Here is a 20,154-nt window from a genome sequence, read left to right on the forward strand (position 1 = left end):
CTTCAGAAATCCTCGGTTCTGCCCCGGCCTAGCCGGGGGATATGGCCGCGAACGACCAGAAAACTTGTCATGTTGATCAGCATCAGCACGCAAAGCACGCTGAAAAACCCACCCCGCCCGGCCACCAGCCATGACCCGGCAAGCGCGCTCACCAAGGCTCCGGCACGTCCCGCCGCGCCCATCAGCCCCATGCCCCGCGCGCGCAGCGGCAAGGGAAAAGCGTGAGTTCCCAATGCAAACATTGCCGATTGGGCCGCGCTTCCCGTCAATCCCAACAGGGCAAGGCCAATCATAATCAGCATGCCATGTCCTGCCGGGTTTATCGGCGCAAAGGCGAGTATGGCGCATACCAGGACCGCAAGCCCGGCAAGTGCCGGTAGCGTCACCCGCGACCCTAGCCCCATGATCACCAGCGCCGCCATAAGTGCGCCGGTGGTGCCTCCTATGTTGTACCAGGTAAGGCCGAGGCTTGTATCTCTCAGCGCAAATCCTTGGCCGGCCAACATTGTCGGCGCCCAATTGAACATCAGATAGACTAGGAACATCCCTGAAAACATCGCGGTCGAAAGGCCCAGCGTGTCGCGAGCAAGGTGACCCGATATCAGATCAGTCATCGGAGGTTTGGAAAGGACGCGCAGCGCCTTTGGCGGTGGATCATCTCCCAGCCGATGCATCAAGCGATCAAGCTCTGACCGGCGGAAAGGATGCCTGACAAGGAACCCGGGTGACTCAGGCAGGACGCGGATCAGCGCGACGACGATCGCCATCGTTGCAAGTCCGCTTACCCAGAAAAGCCAGCGCCAACCTAGGGCGGGCAGGATCACAGCTGCCGCAGTACCTCCAAGGATTCCGCCTATCGAAACACAAACCACCCCAAAGGTTACAGCCAAACTCCGCCAGCGGGCTGTCGTGAATTCTGCGATCATGGCTGCCGCTGTTCCCGGTACACCTCCCAAGCCGACTCCGGCCAACGCTTTGAGCAGCGCGAGTTGCCAGACTGATCCAGCAAATCCTGTCGCGAGAGTAGCGCTCCCGAACACTGCGACACCCAGGAGAATTGCTGCGCGTCGACCGAACGAATCCCCAATGTGGCCTGCGGCCAGCGTGCCGACGGCCATGCCGACAAAGCCGAGGGCAAAGATGCCGCCCAGCACGCTTCTCTCCAGCCCCCATTCCCGAAGAAGAGCTGGGGCAGCCAGTCCGAGCATTTGATTGTCGAGCCCATCGAGCACGACGGTTATGGCGACCAGCAACACCACGCCAACGCGATAGAGGCCGGTCTTGCCCGGGCCGCCAATCGCCATCTGCATTTTACCTGAGGCCAAAACCATCTCCTCTCCGGCAGGGCGGTTCTCTATGCCGCCGCTTGCCCGAATGGTTACGCCGCCCTGGTCGGGAGCGGCGCAAGATCAGATATCCAGAACCATGCGTGGAGACTTCACCCCCGAGCAGCAGACCATGATCGAAGTATTTGCAGCCTTGTCCTCATCGCTCAGGAAATGGTCGCGATGGTCCGCGATGCCCTCGAGGATCTTCACCTCGCAGGTGCCGCAGACCCCCTCGCCGCAGGCAAAGCCGATGTCGACACCGGCAGCAAGCAGCGCGTCGAGCATCGTCTCGCCTTCCGCCACCTCCAGCGTCTTGCCACTGCGGGCCAGCTCCAGCGTGTAGCCGCCTTCGGTCGCCACCTCGGTCTCGGCGCTGAAATATTCGATGTGGACATGGTCCTTCGGCTTCGCCTTGTTCACCGCCACAAAGGCATCGAGCATGCCGGTCGGGCCGCAGCAATAGAGATGCGCCCCCTCGGGTGCCGCATCGCTGATCGCCTTGAGATCGAGGCGCCGGCCACCGGGCACGCCGTCGAAAGCGATGGTGACACCATCATAGCCCTCAAGATGCTGCACATAGGCCGCGCGCTCGGGCGTTGCCGCAACGTAATGCAGCTCCCAGCTACGCTTGAGCCGGTTGAGACGCGCGATCATGGGCAACATGGGCGTCACACCGATCCCCCCGGCGATCAGCACGGTGTGAACCGCATCCTCGACCATCGGGAAATTGTTCTTGGGCGCGGAAATCTCGATGATGTCACCTGCACGCCAGCGCTCGTGGATATGGCGCGAGCCTCCGCGACTGGTCGGCGAGAAATGCACCGCGATCTCATAATGGCCACGCACAGCCGGATCGTTAACCAGCGAATAACTGCGCGTCAGGCCGGGCGCCAGGTGAACATCGATATGCGCGCCCGGATCGAAAGGCAGCATCAGCCCGCCGCCCACCGGCTCCAGAATGAACGACAGAATATCCTCGGCTTCCCAGCGGATCGCCCTCAGTCTTACTTGCATCACACTCTCCCTGCGGTGCGATGCCTGTCTCGACCAAACCCGCTCACCATGGATCGGTGGCGTATCTGGTCAGAATGCGTTTCGTCACCCGATCAGTTCATTTTGTTAAAGCCGGCGCATGGATCGCGCCGGCTCCTATTCGATTATTCGGCGGCCTCGATCTTATCGGGCCAGCGAACCGCCTTCGTCAGGGCCACATCATAGGCCTGTTGCAGGGTATCGTCCGGATTATGCAGGAACGACCCGGCTCGGGCACGGTAAAAGATCGAGGGATCTTCCACGCCCGGCGGCACGGTCCCTTTGGTGGCCAGCGCGCGGGCGGCCAGCAACACGCGGCGGCGCACGCGGGCGATCATCTGGTCGGTGGGGGCCAAATTTTCAAACCCGTGGTCGGTGATGGGCCCCATGCTTTCGGTCACGGCCTGGTCCTGCATGGTGATGTTGGGGATGCCGGTGAACTGGGTGCCATTGCGCTGGCTGTCGCGGTCGATGGCCCAATCATTGGCCTCGCTGTCGGTCGAGCGCCAGCGACCATACCAGTCAGTGCTGTTGGGCGCATAGCTAATCTTGTCGAACAGCGGCGTGCCGTCCTTCAACGTCGAGGTATAGGCCGGATTGCCCGCATCCACCCCGCAGGTGATGTCAAACAGCATCGAATGTTCGTCATCCATCGGCACCCAGGCGCGGGCGATGGCGCGGGTGGCAAAGCGGTTGTTGGGGGTCTGCGTCCAGAAGGGGAACATGTAATGGGCCACGCGCCAGGACTTCTGCCCGTCATCATTGGGGCGGTGGGCGCCATACATCACGCCCCAGTCGGACTGGGCGACCTCATACTCGGGCGCGCGGTCCAAAACGGTGGGGCGCATCGGGTGATCCTCGTCCAGATCATCTGCCTCGATCGAGCCGACATGGAGGAACCCGACATGGCTGGTGTCAATGTCGCCTTCCAGCGCCTGGAGCCAGTTGCAGTCGCGCTGCAGGCACCAGATCTCGGCCTGGGGGTGCATGGCCGCCTCGATCTCGGGGAACGGGGGCGGATTGGCCTGATCCTGCCCCATATAGACCCAGATCAGCCCGTTGGCCTCATGCGTCTTGTAGGCCTTGGCGTGAACCTTTTCCTTGAAATCCAGCCGCACCGGCACCGAAGGCATGTCCACACATTTGCCGTCAACGTCAAACTTCCAACCGTGATACACACAGCGGATGCCGTTTTCCTCGTTGCGGCCAATGAACAGCGAGGCGCAGCGGTGCGGGCAGCGGTGGTCCATAATGCCCACCCGGCCCGAGCTATCGCGAAAGGCGATGAGCTTTTCGCACAGGATCATCAGGCGCACCGGATCGCCATCGGCCGTCACTTCCGACGACAAGCAAGCTGGCATCCAGTACTGGCGCATAAACTCGCCCATGACCGTGCCAGGCCCCACCCGGGTCAGATCGATACTGTCATTGGACTGCATTGTCAGGCTCTTCCTCATGTTGGTGGCGAGTCCGGCAGGGCAACTCCAGTTAGGAGCGCTGGCCGGCCCGGCTGTGACCTTGTGTCGACTTCAATAATACCGAGCCCCCCTTCGCCCCAATCGGAATAAGGTCTTACCATTCAAAATTCGGGACGATGTGCTTGAAGCCATCGCTACTTTGCTGCTTTTGTCCGACGCGAAGCGACAGTCAGGTTACGAGATGATATGGAGAGAGTTTTTCGGATGCTTGGCAGAATGTCCTGCTTTATGGGGCAACATTCCCCATCCGAAGCGTGGCTACGGGCCTGTTGCACCAACTGTCTACGCCCAGTTTGCGTCCCGCCTCAGTCGATCATTTTCACCCGCAACGACATAACCGCAACGCTGCAATGCGATAAGGCGCAAGCTCAAAAAACGGCAAGAAATGCGGAAATCGAGCCCTCACCTGCCTTGATTTCAAATTCGCATAGTTCGGCTGATGGTCCACTGCAAGCGCTTCGATCGGCAGCCTGTCCGCCCTGCTGTGCCCCGACATTTCCCCGAAAGAGGCAACTTGCCTCTCATCATCAAGAGAGCCACTTATGACCGAAAGTTTTACCCTACCCGCGAACGGCAGCTTCTCATTCGAGGGGCGTCAAGCGCTCGTCACCGGCGGTGGTCGTGGCGTGGGCGAAGCCATCGCCCGGGAAATCCATGCCGGCGGCGGTAAGGTCGCCGTCAGCGATGTCGACCTTGAGGCCGCGCAGGCGGTTGCTCGTTCCCTTGATTCGTCCGGCTCCACTGCCATGGCCATCGCGCTGGACGTCCGCAGCAAGGATGATTTCCTGGCCGCACGAGACAGGCTTGTCGATGCTTGGAGCCGGGTCGATATTGTCGTCAACAATGCAGGCTACGCCAAGCGCACCCCGACGCAGGACATCAGTCCGGAAGAATTTGACGAGATAGTTCAAATTAACATGCGCAGTGTGTTCCTGAGCTGCCAGATCTTTTCCGAGCATATGCGCGAGCACGGCTATGGCCGCATCGTCAACATCACATCGCTGGCCGGGCAGAACGGCGGGACGGTTGCATCACCCCATTATGCCGCGTCCAAGGCCGGCGCAATCATGCTCACAAAATACTTCGCGCGCTATCTGGCCGGTTCCGGCGTCACAGTGAACGCCATTGCTCCCGGACCAATCGATACAGCCAAGACGCGCCTCAGCGGCGAGCAGATCGCCCGTGTAGAAGGCGAAGTGCCGATCGGTCGATTCATGGAAGTCGGCGAAATCGCGGCAGCCGCTGCTTTGCTGGCCTCTGACCGTGGCGGATTTTTCGTCGGTGCCACACTGGACATGAACGGCGGCCTTTACCTTCGCTGACCGCAATCTTGGCCAATCGCATTCACCATTCAAACGCCACGGAAACGCCATTCCGGTTTTTTTATGGGGTTATGAGAATGCGATTGGCTGGCAGACAGCACCGGATATATTCTGGAAAGGAATACAGACGGGAACAAAAGCGTCCCGCGCCGCTATATATTGGGAGACCCACATGTTCATTCGCAACACATGGTATGTCGCGGCTTTTGCCGATGAAATCGCGCCGGGCAAGACGCTCGGGCGCAAATTCCTGAATGAGGCAGTCGTGCTTTTCCGAACTGAAGACGGCGAAATCGCGGCGCTGGAGGATCGTTGCAGTCATCGCGCCATGCCGCTCAGCGCCGGTCATGTCGAGGGCAGCATCATTCGTTGCTGCTACCACGGTGTTGAGTTCAACGGAAAAGGCACTTGCACCCGCATCCCCAACCAGCAACGCATCCCGCCCGCCGCCAATGTTCGCCATTATCCGGTGGTCGAAAAGGACCACCTGATCTGGATCTGGATGGGCGAAGCCGCTTTGGCCGATCCGTCGACTATTATCGACAATCCCGAGCATGATGACCCACGCTGGACCTGGAAGCCTTACAATTTCCATGTCAAGGCCAACTGGCAACTCATCATCGACAACATCATGGACTTGACGCACGTGCCGTACATCCATGCACGCACCATCGGCGGCAATCCAGAACAGCATTATGGGGCCGACACTAAGGTGGAGTTCGATGGCCGAAAAGTCACCCTGCTGCGAAAAATGCCCAATTCAATTCCTCCCAAGTCCTACATTGACGCAGGCGGTTTTAAGGGGCGCGTTGACCGCTGGCAGGAAGTTCGTTTCGATCCCACGCATGGCATGACGTGCCGTGTGAACGCAGGCGGATGCGATGCGGACACCGGCGCTTATGAAGGCAAACGCGATCACGGTTTCATGCTGGCAAACAACCACTTCATCACGCCTGAAACCGACACGACCAGTCATTACCTCTGGACGATCTGCACCACGGCTCCGCGCGACAGCGGCGTTCCCGAAGTGCTCTTCTCTCAGTTCTTCGACACGATTACCGAGGATGAGGAAACGCTGGATGCCCAGCAGAAGCGAATTGATGATGATCCGCTGCGCGCTTTCGTGGGTATCGCCAGCGACGGTGCGGTCAACCAGACGCGTCGCCTGCTCGGCGCACTTCACGAACAAGAAACCGGCGAGCGCATCTCTGCCTGAAAATCGAAGCGCCTTGCACATCGCGAGCCCCGGCATGGGCACTTCATCCTCTCTCCCATAGTTCATGCCGTGCTCAATGGTGAAGCGGGTTGGAGACCAGGCTCCAGCCCGCTTCTTTTTCTTTTATATATAATCAATTTAAATAAACGCTCGAGGCGATACGGCGCATGCTGATGGGGCACCATGCACGGTCAGGCGATGTACTCCATTTGCCACCAGCCAGGTCACCTTTGTTGTTATGGCATATCATTATCCAGACGCAGCTCAGTACGACGAGCGCTATCGCAGTCGCGTGATTAGCAATCTGCAGCGGCGCGCAAAGGCCTGTGGCATTGCGCTGAAGGAATTGCCGGAAGAGCAAGAGATGACTGTTTCTTAGGAAGCTACGCAGTTCTTTGCGAGCCAAAAATCGTGAGGTTTGCCTTCGTGGATAAGCACAGCGATCACTGGCCTGTCGAAGGGCTGTGTCCGGTTTTGCAGGTTTCCACTCGTGGCTCTAGCGCTTGGGCACTGCGCCCCACCTGCCAGCGCGACCGCGCCGATCTTTCGGCTGTGCCAGGCGCATGATCGGCTCAAACCGATGCCGAAATCGGCGATGCCTCCGATAAGATACACCACGCCATCGGGCACGATCCCGCATGTGCACCATCGATATCCATGAGACATAGTGCGTGTTACCTGACTTTGCCATTGATCCGCTTGGTCTTGCTCAGACTTGCAAAACTTGGACGAACTCACATGATAGCTGAGCGATAACCGAGCCCGGCCCGTCCATGGAATTGGGCCATGATATCAAAATTGCTTCTAGTCAGCGCCTGTTCGTTGGCCATGATTCCTAGCGCTTATGCTCAGCAGGTAGATCTGAAGGCGTTCACCCCTGCTGGTGATGTTCAGCAACCTTTTTCACTCTTGGTAACAGGGGCGTACCCTAAGGAAAACCAGCTTAGGCCCGATGCCTTTGATGGCTTGCTCAACGAGTTCGTCGCATTTGAAACCGAGAAATCCCGAGCCCAGTCGGACACCACAGTTCATCGCGGTAAAAAGATGGCCAAGGGCACTACGCCTGCCTCCGGCTCCTCAACTTTCGATGCGGCCCATCCGCGCGATGGATGCGACTACCCACGCTATGCCCCGAGCCCTCGACTTCCCGCAGCGGCCGAGCAGCGCCGCGCCATCTGGTATCCGGCCATGGCAGAAGCGGCTTGCGAGGCTGGCTTGCCCGTTCACCTGTTCGACGCCCTTATCATCCAGGAAAGCCGATACAACCCGGTGGCCGTCAGCCCAAAGGGTGCGACGGGCCTAGCACAGCTCATGCCCGCCAGCGCCCGTATCCTGGGCGTGCGCAACATCCTAGACCCGCGTGAGAACATGCGTGGTGGTGCGCGCTATCTGCGCGCTTTGCTCGATGAATTCGGCCGCTTCGATCTGGCGCTGGCGGCCTATAATGCTGGCGCAGGCCGCGTGCGGGCAACTGGCCGAGTGCCTCGCATCAATGAGACGATCCATTACGTCTCAAGCATTCTGGTGACGATGCAAAGGCAGCTTTCCGCGCCCATGCCACTCAGAGAATAGCCCTAACTTCCCTCATTTCGTTGCGGCTGCTGGCGACCCGAAGGGGATGCAGCCGTTTGCCCTGCCTGTGCGGGCCGAGGGGATATCAGAGCGATGAAGTGCTGACGAATTGATCCCGCCGTTGACGGATTTGCGCCTGGTTGGTGACGAGCGTGTTGGCAAGCCAGGTTGTTAACTCTTCCTGCGCCTTATCGGTCAAAGGCTCCATCGGAAAATCCGCGCGGGTGTCGACCTTCTTGAAGACCGGTGCCAGCATCCCGATCAGGATTCCCAACATCGGATCGTCATAGGCACTCCAGTCACCGATAACTTCGATGGCAATGACAGCTCGTGCCGCGTTAAGCCCGAGAATGTCGAAAAGCAGCCGGAGATCGACGACCCGTAGTGGCTTCTGCCCTGCGATGATACGGCCAAGCTGACGTCGGCTCATCCGTGCCAGTGATGCGATTTCCGCTAATGATCGACTATCTCGCTCAATCCATTCACTAAGCAAGGCGCGATAGCTTTCAGAAAACGGGGCATCCCATTCGGAGGCCGCACCATCTTGGGATACTAAAGTATAGTCCGTGGTTGGAGTGATGGGCTCAGTCATAATACTCCTCGGCGCGCTGCGGCGTTAACCAATACCGGCGCGGGAGGGTGACCTTTGTCAAGTTGCGAGCAATGTCGTTGCTTTGGCTCAAAGACCCTCGTTCAGCACATAGGCACAAGCGTTGATCGCCTCGATCACGCTGACCGATCGACCGAGCCGTCGCCCCGCTTCATCGCGAAAATCACGCAACCGATCATTAATTCTGGAGTCGACCCGGATGTTGATCGCCACCTCGCCAATCAGCGCGTCGTGGCGGCAAATTCCATCCAAGTCACTCAAAGGTATATCAAATATTTCACGCCCTGATGAGGAAAGCACCGTGGTCAGCAGGCGTCTAGGTGAGCAAAGCTCAAGCTCGCGCGACGAAAGATTGTGCAGCGCCAAGCTGAGCGCCCGGAACGCCGCCGGGCTCATTTTCAGGCGATGTGCGGTTTGAGATCGCGGCTGATGATTATCCCTTGTCTGATCCTCTTTCATGGCCTGGCCCCATATCAACCTCCTGTTGCCCCATGATTTCAGCCCGACAATGGGCGCTGAGCGCCCACCCTTGCGCGAGATCGAAACACGCCCCGTCTCGTTTCGCCCAAGACTGGGCGCTTCCCACACACTTGTTGGGCCGAATCGAGTCGAACATACGCCCGGCCTTGGAATTTTACTTGATTTAGCTCGAATTTGGCGGGAGCCGACTTGTCGGTGAGTCCCCGACTGGCGGAGCCTTCGGGTCGGCGCAGGAACAAGTCCCTTGTCCTGGCCCTCTCGAAAGGACTTACCCCATGACGTCCCTTGCTCTGCCGGCGCCCAAACGCGCCTCGATCCTGCCCTATCTCGGTGTCGCAGTGGTGGCCGCGGCCATACTAGGCCCGGGCGCCGCCTTTGCCGGCACCGACACCTCGTTCAACACCGCGCTCACGCAGTTCACCAACTTCCTGTCCGGTTCGGGCGGCAAGGTGATCACCGTGCTGAGCCTTGCTGGCGGCATCGTCGGTCTGGCCTCGGGCCGCTTCTCGCTGGCGCAGGTCGCCGTGCCGGTCGGTACGGGTGTCGCCGCCGGGACGGGCGTTCCCATCGTGACCGCGATGGTCACCGCCACCATCTGACGAGAAGGCCGGCTGCGCGGGGCAATCGCCCCTCCCACAGCCCCTGCGCGGACCGGCCCGATCCCCCACAAACTCTTGTGACGGCGGGCTGCGATGGAACGCTATGCGATTCCCAAACATCTGGATGATCCCGAACTCATCGGGTTCTGGACGCTGGATGAGTTCCTGGTGATGGTCACCCCCTTCATCTGGGGCATTCTGGCTTCGCATATCGTCATCGGGCTGGTGATCTCCACCGTGGCCTGGTTCGGTTATCGCAAACTCCGTGCCGGACGCTCGATGTCCTGGATCCTGCATTTTGGATACTGGCACCTTCCTGGCGAGTTTTTCGCCATGAAAAGCTTCCCGCCGTCCCATCTTCGCGTGCTGGCGGGCTGAGATGGACATCGATCTCGCCCACGATAAATCGCAGCGTGTGCTGCGCCAGCGCAATGGCCTGGCCATCGTCTGCATTGCGCTCGGCATCATCAGCGTCGCCACCGTCATTTCGGCCAGTCGCAGGGACCGCGAGGTGGTGCTGGTGCCGACCTTGCGCACACCGCTCACGCTGACCAGCACCAAAGTCTCAAAAGACTACCTGGAGCTGGTGACCCGCGATGTGGCGTTGGTCGCCCTCAACCGTTCGCCCCAGAGCCTGACCTACTGGATGGATTCCATCCTCGAGGTAACCGACGAGCAAGCGCGCGGAGACGTCAAAAAGGCGCTGATGAAAGTGGTGGCCGAGCAGCAAGGCTCGCAGATCACCCAGTTCTTCACGCCCGATGGCATGCAGGTCGATCCCGATCATCTGACCAGCACGGTCGGTGGCACGCTGCATACCGTGGTCGCCTCCAAGGAGGTGACCTCCGAGCATCGCACCTTCCGCTTCACCTGGACCTACAACGGCATCTCGCTGAAGCTCAAAGGCTTCGGGATGATTGCCAAGCCGGAGGAGACGCCATGAACGGTTCCTTGCCCGGCCTCTTCCCACAGGGGTTTTCCTTCATGGCCATTCTGGAATTGTCGGCAGGGGCAAGCCTTGCCCCGCGCCTGTGGTGGGCGGAACGCGCCCTTGGCATCGCGCTGGTGAGCGCTGGCCTTGCCACGGCCGCGCCAGCCTATGCCGATCAGAGCTTGCTCGTTGCCGACAATGGCACTGTACGCTGCGAAGCGTCGGCCAAGGATCTCACCCGCATTTCGCTTAAAGGTGACCAGTTCGCCTCGGTCTCCAAGGTGCAGGCGCCCAATCCCGCCGATGACTTCCAGGTGGTCAATGAACCCTTGCGCGGCGACATCTACCTTTCGGTCGCTAACGGGTTTTCCAAGCCCACGATCTCCTTCTTCGGTACGACCCGCAAAGGCTTCGTCTACAAATTCATCTGCGCCGTGGGCGGCAGTGATGCGCGGCAGGTGTTCATCGCCAATGCCGATGTCGAGCACCCGCGCCCGGTCGGTGAGACATGGCCCGCCGGCCTGTCGCCGCAGGATGCCTCGGCGCGTCTGATCGCTGCCATGTATGCCCAGAAGCCGGTCGAGGGTTTCGAAATCACCTGGCGCGCGCTGGTGCCGGTCAACATCGATACGCTCGTCGTCCAGATGGTCGGGCAATATGTCGGGGCCAGCTACACCGGCAAGCTCATCAAGATCACCAATCGCGGGACAAAGCTGGCGACATTGGCCGAGGACAAGGTCGCGCCTGCTGACGCGATCGCGGTGAGCATTACCAACCCCCGTCTGGCCCCCGGTGAGGCAACCACCGCCTTCATTGTCCAGCGCAGCGCTGATGCGGGAGGCCAGCCATGAACGCGCCGAGCACACAGGGTAGTCCCGCAGCACCGTCATCGGTGCCCGCATCGACAACCGATGATCTCGCCCGCAACGCCACCACCCGCCGCAATCAGCAGATCGCCATGTGGGGTCTAGGCGGCGTGCTGGTGATGGCGGGCATGTGGTGGATCATTGCCTCGCCCACACCAAAGGACGCGGCCACCGAGAAGAAGGACGATCCCAAAGCCATCAAGATCTCGACCGATGACATGGTAAACCGATCGATGGCCGACAAGGAATGGATGGCTCTGTCGGAGAACCAGCTCACCACGCAAGGCAACCAGATCAAGACGTTGCAAGGCGATTCCGTCCGCCTCGATCAACTCCAGAAGCAGATCGAGGATTTGCAGGGCCAGAACCAGGCGCTCAAGACCGATGGATCGAAGGTGCTCTCGGCCTATCAGACCGAGAACGACCAGCTTCGCTCGCAGATCTCGGCGCTCTCGACCCAGATGCAGCGCGCCACCGCCGGGCCGAGCGCGCTTTATGGCGCTGGAGCCCCGCCGACCTATCAGCGCTCTGCCTCGGTCCCCAGCGGTTCGCCGCTGGCCCAGCCTTCCGGTGATCCCGCCCGCGGCGCGGTTGATCCGGCCAATGCGCCGCGTTCGAGTGAGGTGAAGTTGCTCTCCTTTGGCGGGGATGTCGGCGGCACAGGCACGCGCATAGTGCCGGGCAAGACGACACAGTTCACCGACAGCGAGAACTATCTGCCGCCCAATTCGATCGCCACGGCAAAGGTGGTGGTGGGCGTCGATGCCACGACCAACACCAAGAGCCAGACCGATCCGCTCCCCGTTGTGCTGCGCATCACTGGGCCCGCGCGCTCGGTCTATGTGGCTGGCAAGCTTCTCAAGACCAACATCGTGGGCTGCATGGTCAATGGCGCGGCGCTCGCCGACCTTTCGTCCGAGAAGGTCTATGTGAAGCTCCAGCGCATGACCTGCCCGCAGCCAGGCGGCAAAGTCGCGGTGAGCGAGGTCAAAGGCTTCATTGCCTTTGGCGGCAAGACCGGTGTGCGTGGCCGCGTTGTCAATCGCTCGGGCAATCTGGTGGGCCAGGCCTTCATCGCCGGCGTGCTGGGCGGGTTCGGCCGCGGCTTCTCGACCAATTCCTCGGCCTATCTGACCTCACCAACGGTGAGCGTGAATGGCCAGCGCTCGACGCTCTCGCCCTCGGACATCGCCCAAGGCGGGCTTGGCCAAGGCGTCGCCCAGTCCGGCGACATGGTCTCCAAATATCTGATCGAGCGCGCCGAGCAGTACCAGCCAGTCGTCGAAATGCCGACCGGCCTCGATGTCGAGGTGGTGTTCCTCGACGGCGTCTTCATCCGCAATTGACAAGGAACCCACCCACGTGTCTCACCGCCACTCACTTCTGCGCCTGCTGCCCGTCTTTGGGCTCGCCCTGGGCACCTTGCCGAGCATCGCCGATGCCCGCGCCGCCACGGCAACCCGCGCTCGTCCCGTCGTTTCGCGCGATGCAGCCGCCATGCGGGCATTGACCCAGCGCCTGCCGCGCACTTCGGTTACCAAGGTCGATTGCGACCATGTGCCGGGGATCTGCGAAGTCCAGGCCGGCACCAACCTCTTCTACATCGATCCCTCGGCCCGTTATCTGATCGTCGGGCGGATCTATGACATGGAGACGCACCAGGATCTGACCGCCGCGCGCCTGCTGGCGATCAATCCCGACATGCTGGTCGGCGCGGCCGCCACGGCAAAGGCGCAAGAGACGGAGAGCGCGGGTCTTGCCCCTTCGCATCCGCAGTCGGCATCAGGGCCCGCTACTGCGCCCGCTTCAGCGCCCGCGCAGAAGGTGAGCCTTGCCAGCCTTCCGGCCAATGGCGCCATTGAGTGGGGGGCAAGCATTCCCAATGCCCCTCGCGTTACGGTCTTCAGCGACTTCCACTGCGGCTACTGCCGTGCGCTGCACCAGACCCTCAAAGCCTTGGGCGTGCGCGTCACTGAGCGGCCGATCTCGATCCTCGGCACGCGGACGATTTCCAAAACCGTGATCTGCGCCGAGGACAAGGCCGCGGCCATGGAGCGGGCTTACGGCGATCAGGACATCGCCCAAAATGATCGAAGTGGTCGCGCTTGCGACACCAGCGGTCTCGATGCGAACGAGGCCTTTGCCCGCGCCCATGGCTTTACCGGCACACCGGTGCTGGTCCGCGAGGATGGCGCCGTGCTGCTGGGCTTTCGCCCGCGCGAGTTTCTCGAAAGCTGGCTGAAGGGAGGCGCCTGACCCATGCGTCTTTCACCCATCATTGCCGCGCTCGGGCTGATGCAGCTGGCCGGTTGCTCGCTGTTCCACTCGAACGTCAAAGGCGGCTTTGTGTGCAGCGCGCCGCGTGGCACCTGCGCACCATCGATCACGATCGATGACAGCGCCATCCACGCGATCGACGCCGAGGCCGAAGCCAAGGACGCTCCTGCACCCGATAGCGAAGCCGCTGCCAGCGGCCCCCAAGCATCCAGCAATCCCAAGGAGAAGAAGGCATGGACCTTTGTCGGCCCGGCCGGTTCGGCAACGAGGCCGGTGCTCAGAATTGTCTATCAGCCCTGGCGCGATGGATCGGGTCGCCTCCACCCCCGCACCACCGGTTTTGTCCCCATCGACGCACCGCATATTGTTGAGGCGTTCAGCGCTCCGATGGACGCGAAGTCCATGGGCGCAGGCCAAGACATGAGCTTGCTCACCCTCGCAGAAATGGCTCCCGACATAGCTCTGATGGCGCCAGCACCGGCAACCATCAAGGCACCGGAAACCGGCAAGGCCGATCCGGCGATGGCAGCGAATCCGACGGCGGCGATCAAAGCGCAGGTGAAGGAAATCCTGAACCAGCCCAAGCAGGACGCTGCCCCCACCAAAGCCGATCCGGCCAAGACTGGTGAGACCAAACCGGGCGCGGCAACCTTTCCGCCGCAGGGGAACTGACGCGCCATGCTCGCCCGGCTCATCGAACTCGTCACTGGCGATAGCGAAACGCCAGAGCACCGCGCTGAAACGCGCGATGTGCCGATGCTCGCCAATTTCCTGGGCTATCGCGCCTATGCCACCGATACCCAGATCTTCCATCTGACCCGCTCGAAGGGCTTCATTCTGGAACTCGCCCCGCTCATGGGGGCAGACGAGCGCATCGGCGACATCCTGACCTCGATCATCTCCGATGTGCTGGTGGCGGGCTGCGAATTCCAGATCATCAATTATGCTTCGCCCCGCATCGCCGAGAAGCTGCAAGAATGGGCCTTGCCCCGCATCCGGGCAGGCGCGGTCTTCAATAAGATCGCGAGGCATAGGCTCGACCTGCTGCGCAGCGGTGCCTGGACCTCACTCGCCACGGATGGCCCCTTCCATCTGCGCCAGTTCCGTGTGCTGCTTGCCGTGGGCGTTGGCGCAGGATCGGGCGTCGATACCGAGACCCTGCTCGCCGTGCGCGATGGCATCACCTCGGCGCTCGACTCGATCAATGTCAAAACGCGGATCTTCAGCCCGACCGAGCTGATCCGTTTCATCGACGATGTGGTCTGCCCCGCCACCGGCGCGGGCGATGATGCGCCCGATTACAGCCCCTTCGACTCGATCAACGAGCAGTGCATCCGCCGCGATCTGGTAACCCGCGTCGAGAAGGACCGCTTGATCCTTGAGGCCCAATCGCTGCGCCCCTCAGGGCTTGTGATCGATGGCACCCCGGAAATGGCCGATGTGAGCCCGCATGAGTTCGATGTGCGGACCATGTCGGTGCGCTACTTCCCCGAACGCTGGGCACCCTGGGACACTCAGAAGGTCATTGGCGACATCTTCAATCCCAAGCTCTGCCTGCCATGCCCTGTGCTTCAATCGATCGCCGGGATCATCCCGTCCGCTGAGACCTCCGAAGCCAAGGCAGGCTGGAAGTTCACCCGCACCACGGCGCTCGCCGACGGCAAGGCCGCGCGCCTTGTCCCGACTCTCAAGACACAGTCAGCCGAGTGGGAGCATGTGCAGGCGCAGGTGCGTCTGGGGCAAAAGCTGGTCCAGATCTACTACAGCGTCACCATGGTCTCGCCGCTCGGCCGGGGCGATGTGAATGAGCGGACGCTCAAAGCCATCTACAAGGCTGCTGGCTGGGATCTGATCGACGAGACCTATCTCCAGACCGGCGGGTTGCTGGCGTCCTTCCCGCTGACTCTGGCCGATGGATTGTCGCGCGACCTCATGCGGATGCGGCGTTTCCGCACGGTGCTTTCCGCCAATGTCGCAGCCCTCGCGCCGGTCCAGGGTGAGTACAATGGCGGGGCCATCCCGCATCTGCTGTTCATCGGGCGGCGCGGCCAGCCCCAGTTCTGGTCACCCTTCCAGAACAATGCCGGCAACCACAATGTCGCGATCGCGGGCAAGTCCGGCTCGGGCAAGTCGGTGCTGCTTCAGGATCTGACCGCCAGCCTTGCCGGGGTGAACGCCAAGACCATCGTCATCGATGATGGCCGCTCCTTCGAGCATATGGCCAAGGCCTTGGGCGGCACGTTCACCGAGTTCAAACTGTCGGCGGGGATCTCGATCAACCCGTTCCGCATGATCGACCTCGATCTTGCGGCGGGCGACGAGGACTATCTGGTCGACTGCCTTGCGATGCTCAAGGCCATCATCAGCCAGATGGCACGCTACGAGAACCGCCTCAACGATACCGAGCGCGGGTTGATCGATGCGGCCGTCAACGCGGTATGGAACGAGAAGGCGCGCGAGGGCACCGTCGATGGCATCATCGCAGCCTTGCATGCCGCCGGTCACCCGCAGGCGGATGACCTTGCCACCGCGCTGCTGCCTTTCTCCGAAGCCGGGACTTACGGGCCGTTCTTCCTTGGCGACACCAACCTCGACCTCTCGGCCGATCTGACGGTCTTCGAGCTGTCGGACCTTTCCTCACGCGAGGAACTGCGCAGCGTCGTCCTGACCTCGATCATGTTCGTTGCCTCGCAGACGATGCGCAAGCTCGACCGACAGATACCCAAGGCACTCATTATTGATGAGGCCTGGGCGATGCTGAAGGGCGGCGCAATGGCGGATTTCGTGGAGACCTATTCGCGCACCTGCCGCAAATATGGCGCCTCGCTCATCACCGCGACCCAGTCGATCAACGATTTCTACAAGTCGGGCGGTTCGAAGGCGGCGCTCGAAAACTCCGACTGGATGCTGGTCCTTCAGCAGAAGCCGGAAACCATCGCGGACTTCCGCAAGTCCGACCGGTTCGAGATGGACAATTTCACCGACGCGCTGCTGCGTTCGCTGAAGCGCAATGGCACGGAATATTCCGACCTCCTGATCCGCGGGCCGGACACGCAGACGGTCTGCCGCCTCGTGCTCGATCCCTTTTCCGGTACGCTCTATTCGTCGAGCCCGGCAGTTTATGCCCAGATCGAGGCCGAGGTCGCGCGCGGTGCCACCATGGCCGAGGCGATCGAATGCGTCGCCTATGGGCTTGATCGCAAGGCCAAGGGAGCGCGGCCATGACGCGGCGCGCATCCGCCATCAATTGGGGGGCTGTCACCGCCTGCGGCTTGCGGCTCATGGGCTGGTTCGCTGTTAATGTGCTGGCCGCCGCTGGCGTCATGGCGCTGATCCTCTTTGCGATCGGCGACTTCTCGCTGCCCATCACCATGGCCCAGCTCGCCAACCTGGCCGACCGCTATGTCGCGGCCAATGCCATCCGCCGCGACCAGTTCGACAAGCAAGTCATCATCGGCTTCTTCGCGATCCTGCTGCTGGTCGCCTTCTTCCGCCGTAGCGGCTTTGCCCGGGCCTTTGAGGACCCCATTGGCAACAAGGATTCCGCCGATGCATGACGACAACCCGCAACCGCAGGGCGAACTGCCTTTGGGGCTGGACACTGCTTCCACTGCTGTCGCCGTCCCTGGGAAACGCAGAAGGCTGCTGACTTTCCTCGCCAGCAATCGCCGCCAGATCCTTGCTATGGGCCTCACCGGTGCCTGCCTTCTCTGGGGAAGCTGGACGACGCACAAGCTCATCGGCCTTGAACAGCGCGTGACCACGATCCGGAAAGTGGCGCTGGCCGATCTCGTGCGCGAGTATGTCCAAGGCGAGGCTCGTAGCGGCGCGGCGCCCGACCAGATCACCGCGGAAACCGGCGCTTACTTGAAAGCCCTCAATCTCGCCGTCGCGCGCCATGCGGCGCAAGGCGAAGTCTTGTTGCTGAGCAATGCCGTCGTTGGGGGCGATGTCCCCGACATCACTGCCACCATCCGCGACGAGACCTATGCCAGCCTCGTCAAGCCGCAGGGCGGCGCAGCGGCGCCATCCGCCGCCAGCCCTTCAGCGCAAATGCAGCAGTTCTTCGATGCCAAGGGAGCCGAACATGGCAGCGGTAAGTGAGAGCACGCCGATCACCGCGTCGCACCGCGCGTCCTGGCGGCTGAAGCTTGGCGGCATCGCGCTGTTTGGCGCCGCCGCGCTGGGGTGGTCGGCTCTCAAGGACTGGCACGACCATCATGCCTTCCTCATCAACGCCAGCACGTCACTGCCCAATTGGGCGTTGCTGGTCGAGACGGGACGCTTTCCAGCGCGCGGCGATTATGTGGTTTTCACGCCCGGCCATGATCCCCTTGTAGTCCGGCATTTCGGGACCGACCCCAAGCCCTTCGCCAAGATCGCCTATGGCGTGCCGGGCGATGCGGTGAGCCGCCAAGGCGCCGATGTGCTGGTCAACGGCCAGACTGTCGGTCACCTCAAGCCCAAGACCCATCAGGGCGAGGATCTGCTGCCCGGTCCCACCGGCACCATCCCTCAGGGGTGCATCTATGCCGGAAGCCCGCACAAGGACGGGTTCGACAGCCGCTATGCCGCAATCGGCTTTGTCTGCCGTGAACGGTTGATCGGCATTGGGACGCCCATTCTGTGATGCGCGCCGGCCCCGCCTCGATCCTGCTGGCTGCGCTCGGCCTTTCCTCCGTGCCGATGATGGCGAGCGCCCGCGACTTCGGCAGTTTTGGCCCGACATGGTCGATTGCCGAACCTGATCTGCTGGCGGTCATCAAGGCTCGGCTCGAGGCCGCCCGGCAGAGCGGCAAGCTCGATGCCATGAACCAGCGCTTTGTCGAAGCCGCTGAGGCCAGTGTGCGCCGCCCCCATGCTGTGCCGAGGATCACGCCTGCCACCAACGACCGGCGCTGGAGCTTCGATCCCAGCGTTACCTTGTCGCAGGACATCCGTGATGCTCGTGGGCATTTGATCGCCGCGCAGGGCCAGCGCTTCAACCCGCTGTCCCATTTGAACCTCGCGCATAGTTTCGCCTTCATCGATGGCGACAGCGCGGACGAGCGCGACTGGGCCTTGCGGCAAGGCGCGCCGGACAAGCTCTGGATCGTGCTGGTCAAAGGCTCGCCAACCGACCTCATGAAAGCGACCCAGCGGCGGTTCTACTTCGATCAGCAGGGAATGCTGACGGCCAAGTTCGGCATCGCCCACACACCGGCGCTGCTCGTCCAACAAGGCGACCATCTCGACATCCGCGAAGTGGCGCTGGCCCGAAAGGGAGAACTCTCAGGAGAACGCCGATGAAGCGCATCCGCCCCGTTTTCTGGCAACGCTTCGGGCGTGGGCTCCGGTCGGGCAAAGGTGCGCCCCGACCTCGCCCTACCCGCAAGTTCTGGGCCATGATCGCCGCCAGCCTAGCGCTGGGATCGGCGCAGGTCGCGCAGGCGCAAGGCTCGCCCACCTGCCATGGCCATTTCCCCAATCCCATCACCGACATTTGCTGGGATTGCTTCTTCCCCTTGTCGATCGGCGGCTTTGACCTCTGGCCGAGCGACAAGCCCGATCCGTCAAACCCCAGTCTGCCGGTCTGCCTGTGCGGGATCCGGCCGGGCCTATCCTTCGGCTTCTGGGAGCCGGTGCGCCTGATCGATGTGACGACCAAGCCCTTCTGCTTCCCGAACCTTGGTGGGCTGACGATCAACCCCGGCATGTATGTCGGGAATGGCCACGTTTCGGCTCCCTCGCAGAAGGGCGGGAACACGCAGATGAGTGCGCAATATCAGGCGCATTATTACGTCTATCCGCTGTTCTATCTGCTCGAACTGCTGGGCGATTTCATCTGCTTTGAGCAGGCCTCGTTCGATCTTGCTTATATGACCGAGATCGACCCGACCTGGAACGACGATACGCTGGCAGCCCTGGTCTATCCCGAGACGGTGGTCTTCGACTTTCCGCTGGCTCAGGTCGCCTGTGCTGCCGATTGCGTGGCCGCCACTGCGGCCTTGCCGCTCGACCAGCTCTTCTGGTGCGCGGGCTGCAATGGCTCAATGTATCCCATGACCGGCAACATCGGGAACAGCGACACGATGGACCAGTCGATGCGGCTCGCGGCCGAGCGGATGGTCTTCAAGATGCACCGCACCGCGCTCGCCTGGGGCACGATGGGGGATCAGGGCCTCTGCGGCAAATACATCATGCCGATCATGAGGAAGCAGCAATACCGGCTGCAAATGGTCAATCCTGTGGCGGCCACCACCGGTCGCTATGCCTGCCAGCCTCCTGGTGGATCGACCGCCGTACAGCTCACCTCTCACACCTATCCGGTGGTGGGCGAGGACGTGGGCTATCTCCTGTGGCGCAAGCGCAATTGCTGCGCGTGAGCGCCGTGACGGCGCAGAAAGGAAATATGTATGTAGAACAACATCATATCCTTTCAATCGTCTTGCTGACGATTGACC

General features: G+C 61.5%; 21 protein-coding genes. 16 read left to right on the top strand and 5 right to left on the bottom strand.

The window, feature by feature from the left end:
* Positions 1-2: 2 nt before the first annotated feature.
* The 3 genes from BGP00_RS25265 to BGP00_RS25275 form a co-directional block, all read right to left on the bottom strand.
* On the bottom strand, positions 3-1,310 hold the full coding sequence (locus BGP00_RS25265) for an MFS transporter (protein ID WP_292692264.1): 1,308 nt from the start codon (positions 1,308-1,310) through the stop codon (positions 3-5).
* A gap of 99 nt (positions 1,311-1,409) precedes the next feature.
* Complete coding sequence (locus tag BGP00_RS25270) at positions 1,410-2,342, bottom strand: PDR/VanB family oxidoreductase (RefSeq protein ID WP_292692262.1); 933 nt, start codon at positions 2,340-2,342, stop codon at positions 1,410-1,412.
* Between the two features lie 143 nt (positions 2,343-2,485).
* The gene (locus BGP00_RS25275; protein WP_292692260.1) at positions 2,486-3,817 is read right to left on the bottom strand and encodes a Rieske 2Fe-2S domain-containing protein; all 1,332 of its coding nucleotides are present in this window, start codon (positions 3,815-3,817) and stop codon (positions 2,486-2,488) included.
* Positions 3,818-4,380: 563 nt separating this feature from the next.
* Between BGP00_RS25275 and BGP00_RS25280 the strand changes: the two genes are divergently transcribed.
* From BGP00_RS25280 to BGP00_RS25290, 3 genes are all read left to right on the top strand, one after another.
* Positions 4,381-5,160 (top strand): SDR family NAD(P)-dependent oxidoreductase, encoded by a 780-nt coding sequence (locus BGP00_RS25280; protein ID WP_292692258.1) that lies wholly within the window; start codon positions 4,381-4,383, stop codon positions 5,158-5,160.
* 172 nt (positions 5,161-5,332) lie between these two features.
* A complete protein-coding gene (locus tag BGP00_RS25285) occupies positions 5,333-6,376 on the top strand; it encodes an aromatic ring-hydroxylating dioxygenase subunit alpha (RefSeq protein WP_292692256.1) in 1,044 nt (347 codons plus the stop codon).
* Positions 6,377-7,162: 786 nt separating this feature from the next.
* Positions 7,163-7,948, top strand: coding sequence for a lytic transglycosylase domain-containing protein (locus BGP00_RS25290; RefSeq protein ID WP_292692254.1), 786 nt, complete (start codon positions 7,163-7,165; stop codon positions 7,946-7,948).
* 85 nt (positions 7,949-8,033) lie between these two features.
* Here the strand turns inward: BGP00_RS25290 and BGP00_RS25295 are convergent, their stop codons facing one another.
* Positions 8,034-8,540, bottom strand: coding sequence for a hypothetical protein (locus BGP00_RS25295; protein WP_292692252.1), 507 nt, complete (start codon positions 8,538-8,540; stop codon positions 8,034-8,036).
* An 87-nt stretch (positions 8,541-8,627) separates the two neighbouring features.
* Positions 8,628-9,017, bottom strand: coding sequence for a hypothetical protein (locus BGP00_RS25300; protein WP_292692251.1), 390 nt, complete (start codon positions 9,015-9,017; stop codon positions 8,628-8,630).
* Positions 9,018-9,313: 296 nt separating this feature from the next.
* Between BGP00_RS25300 and BGP00_RS25305 the strand changes: the two genes are divergently transcribed.
* From BGP00_RS25305 to traU, 13 genes are all read left to right on the top strand, one after another.
* On the top strand, positions 9,314-9,637 hold the full coding sequence (locus tag BGP00_RS25305; RefSeq protein WP_008065176.1) for a hypothetical protein: 324 nt from the start codon (positions 9,314-9,316) through the stop codon (positions 9,635-9,637).
* A 93-nt stretch (positions 9,638-9,730) separates the two neighbouring features.
* Positions 9,731-10,015, top strand: coding sequence for a type IV conjugative transfer system protein TraL (gene traL / locus BGP00_RS25310; protein WP_292692245.1), 285 nt, complete (start codon positions 9,731-9,733; stop codon positions 10,013-10,015).
* Between the two features lies 1 nt (position 10,016).
* Entirely contained in the window at positions 10,017-10,580 is a 564-nt protein-coding gene (locus BGP00_RS25315; RefSeq protein ID WP_292692243.1) for a type IV conjugative transfer system protein TraE, read from the top strand.
* The gene (locus BGP00_RS25320; RefSeq protein ID WP_292692241.1) at positions 10,577-11,419 is read left to right on the top strand and encodes a type-F conjugative transfer system secretin TraK; all 843 of its coding nucleotides are present in this window, start codon (positions 10,577-10,579) and stop codon (positions 11,417-11,419) included. Before BGP00_RS25315 ends, BGP00_RS25320 begins: the two co-directional genes overlap by 4 nt.
* Positions 11,416-12,780, top strand: coding sequence for a TrbI/VirB10 family protein (locus BGP00_RS25325; RefSeq protein WP_292692240.1), 1,365 nt, complete (start codon positions 11,416-11,418; stop codon positions 12,778-12,780). The genes BGP00_RS25320 and BGP00_RS25325 overlap by 4 nt, the downstream gene beginning before the upstream one ends.
* A gap of 16 nt (positions 12,781-12,796) precedes the next feature.
* The gene (locus tag BGP00_RS25330) at positions 12,797-13,690 is read left to right on the top strand and encodes a DsbC family protein (protein WP_292692239.1); all 894 of its coding nucleotides are present in this window, start codon (positions 12,797-12,799) and stop codon (positions 13,688-13,690) included.
* 39 nt (positions 13,691-13,729) lie between these two features.
* Complete coding sequence (locus BGP00_RS25335; RefSeq protein WP_292925943.1) at positions 13,730-14,383, top strand: hypothetical protein; 654 nt, start codon at positions 13,730-13,732, stop codon at positions 14,381-14,383.
* Between the two features lie 6 nt (positions 14,384-14,389).
* On the top strand, positions 14,390-16,936 hold the full coding sequence (gene traC / locus BGP00_RS25340) for a type IV secretion system protein TraC (RefSeq protein WP_292692235.1): 2,547 nt from the start codon (positions 14,390-14,392) through the stop codon (positions 16,934-16,936).
* Positions 16,933-17,268 (top strand): hypothetical protein, encoded by a 336-nt coding sequence (locus BGP00_RS25345; protein ID WP_292692233.1) that lies wholly within the window; start codon positions 16,933-16,935, stop codon positions 17,266-17,268. Before traC ends, BGP00_RS25345 begins: the two co-directional genes overlap by 4 nt.
* Positions 17,261-17,815, top strand: coding sequence for a TrbI F-type domain-containing protein (locus BGP00_RS25350; RefSeq protein WP_292692231.1), 555 nt, complete (start codon positions 17,261-17,263; stop codon positions 17,813-17,815). The genes BGP00_RS25345 and BGP00_RS25350 overlap by 8 nt, the downstream gene beginning before the upstream one ends.
* Positions 17,799-18,341 carry a S26 family signal peptidase gene (locus BGP00_RS25355; protein ID WP_292692229.1) on the top strand — a complete coding sequence of 181 codons (543 nt, stop codon included), beginning with the start codon at positions 17,799-17,801 and terminating at the stop codon, positions 18,339-18,341. The genes BGP00_RS25350 and BGP00_RS25355 overlap by 17 nt, the downstream gene beginning before the upstream one ends.
* Entirely contained in the window at positions 18,341-19,000 is a 660-nt protein-coding gene (gene traW / locus BGP00_RS25360) for a type-F conjugative transfer system protein TraW (RefSeq protein WP_292692531.1), read from the top strand. The genes BGP00_RS25355 and traW overlap by 1 nt, the downstream gene beginning before the upstream one ends.
* 95 nt (positions 19,001-19,095) lie before the next feature.
* Positions 19,096-20,076 (top strand): conjugal transfer pilus assembly protein TraU, encoded by a 981-nt coding sequence (traU, locus tag BGP00_RS25365; protein ID WP_292692227.1) that lies wholly within the window; start codon positions 19,096-19,098, stop codon positions 20,074-20,076.
* Positions 20,077-20,154 lie beyond the last annotated feature (78 nt).

Source organism: Novosphingobium sp. 63-713, from assembly GCF_001898925.1.
Taxonomy (GTDB): domain Bacteria; phylum Pseudomonadota; class Alphaproteobacteria; order Sphingomonadales; family Sphingomonadaceae; genus Novosphingobium.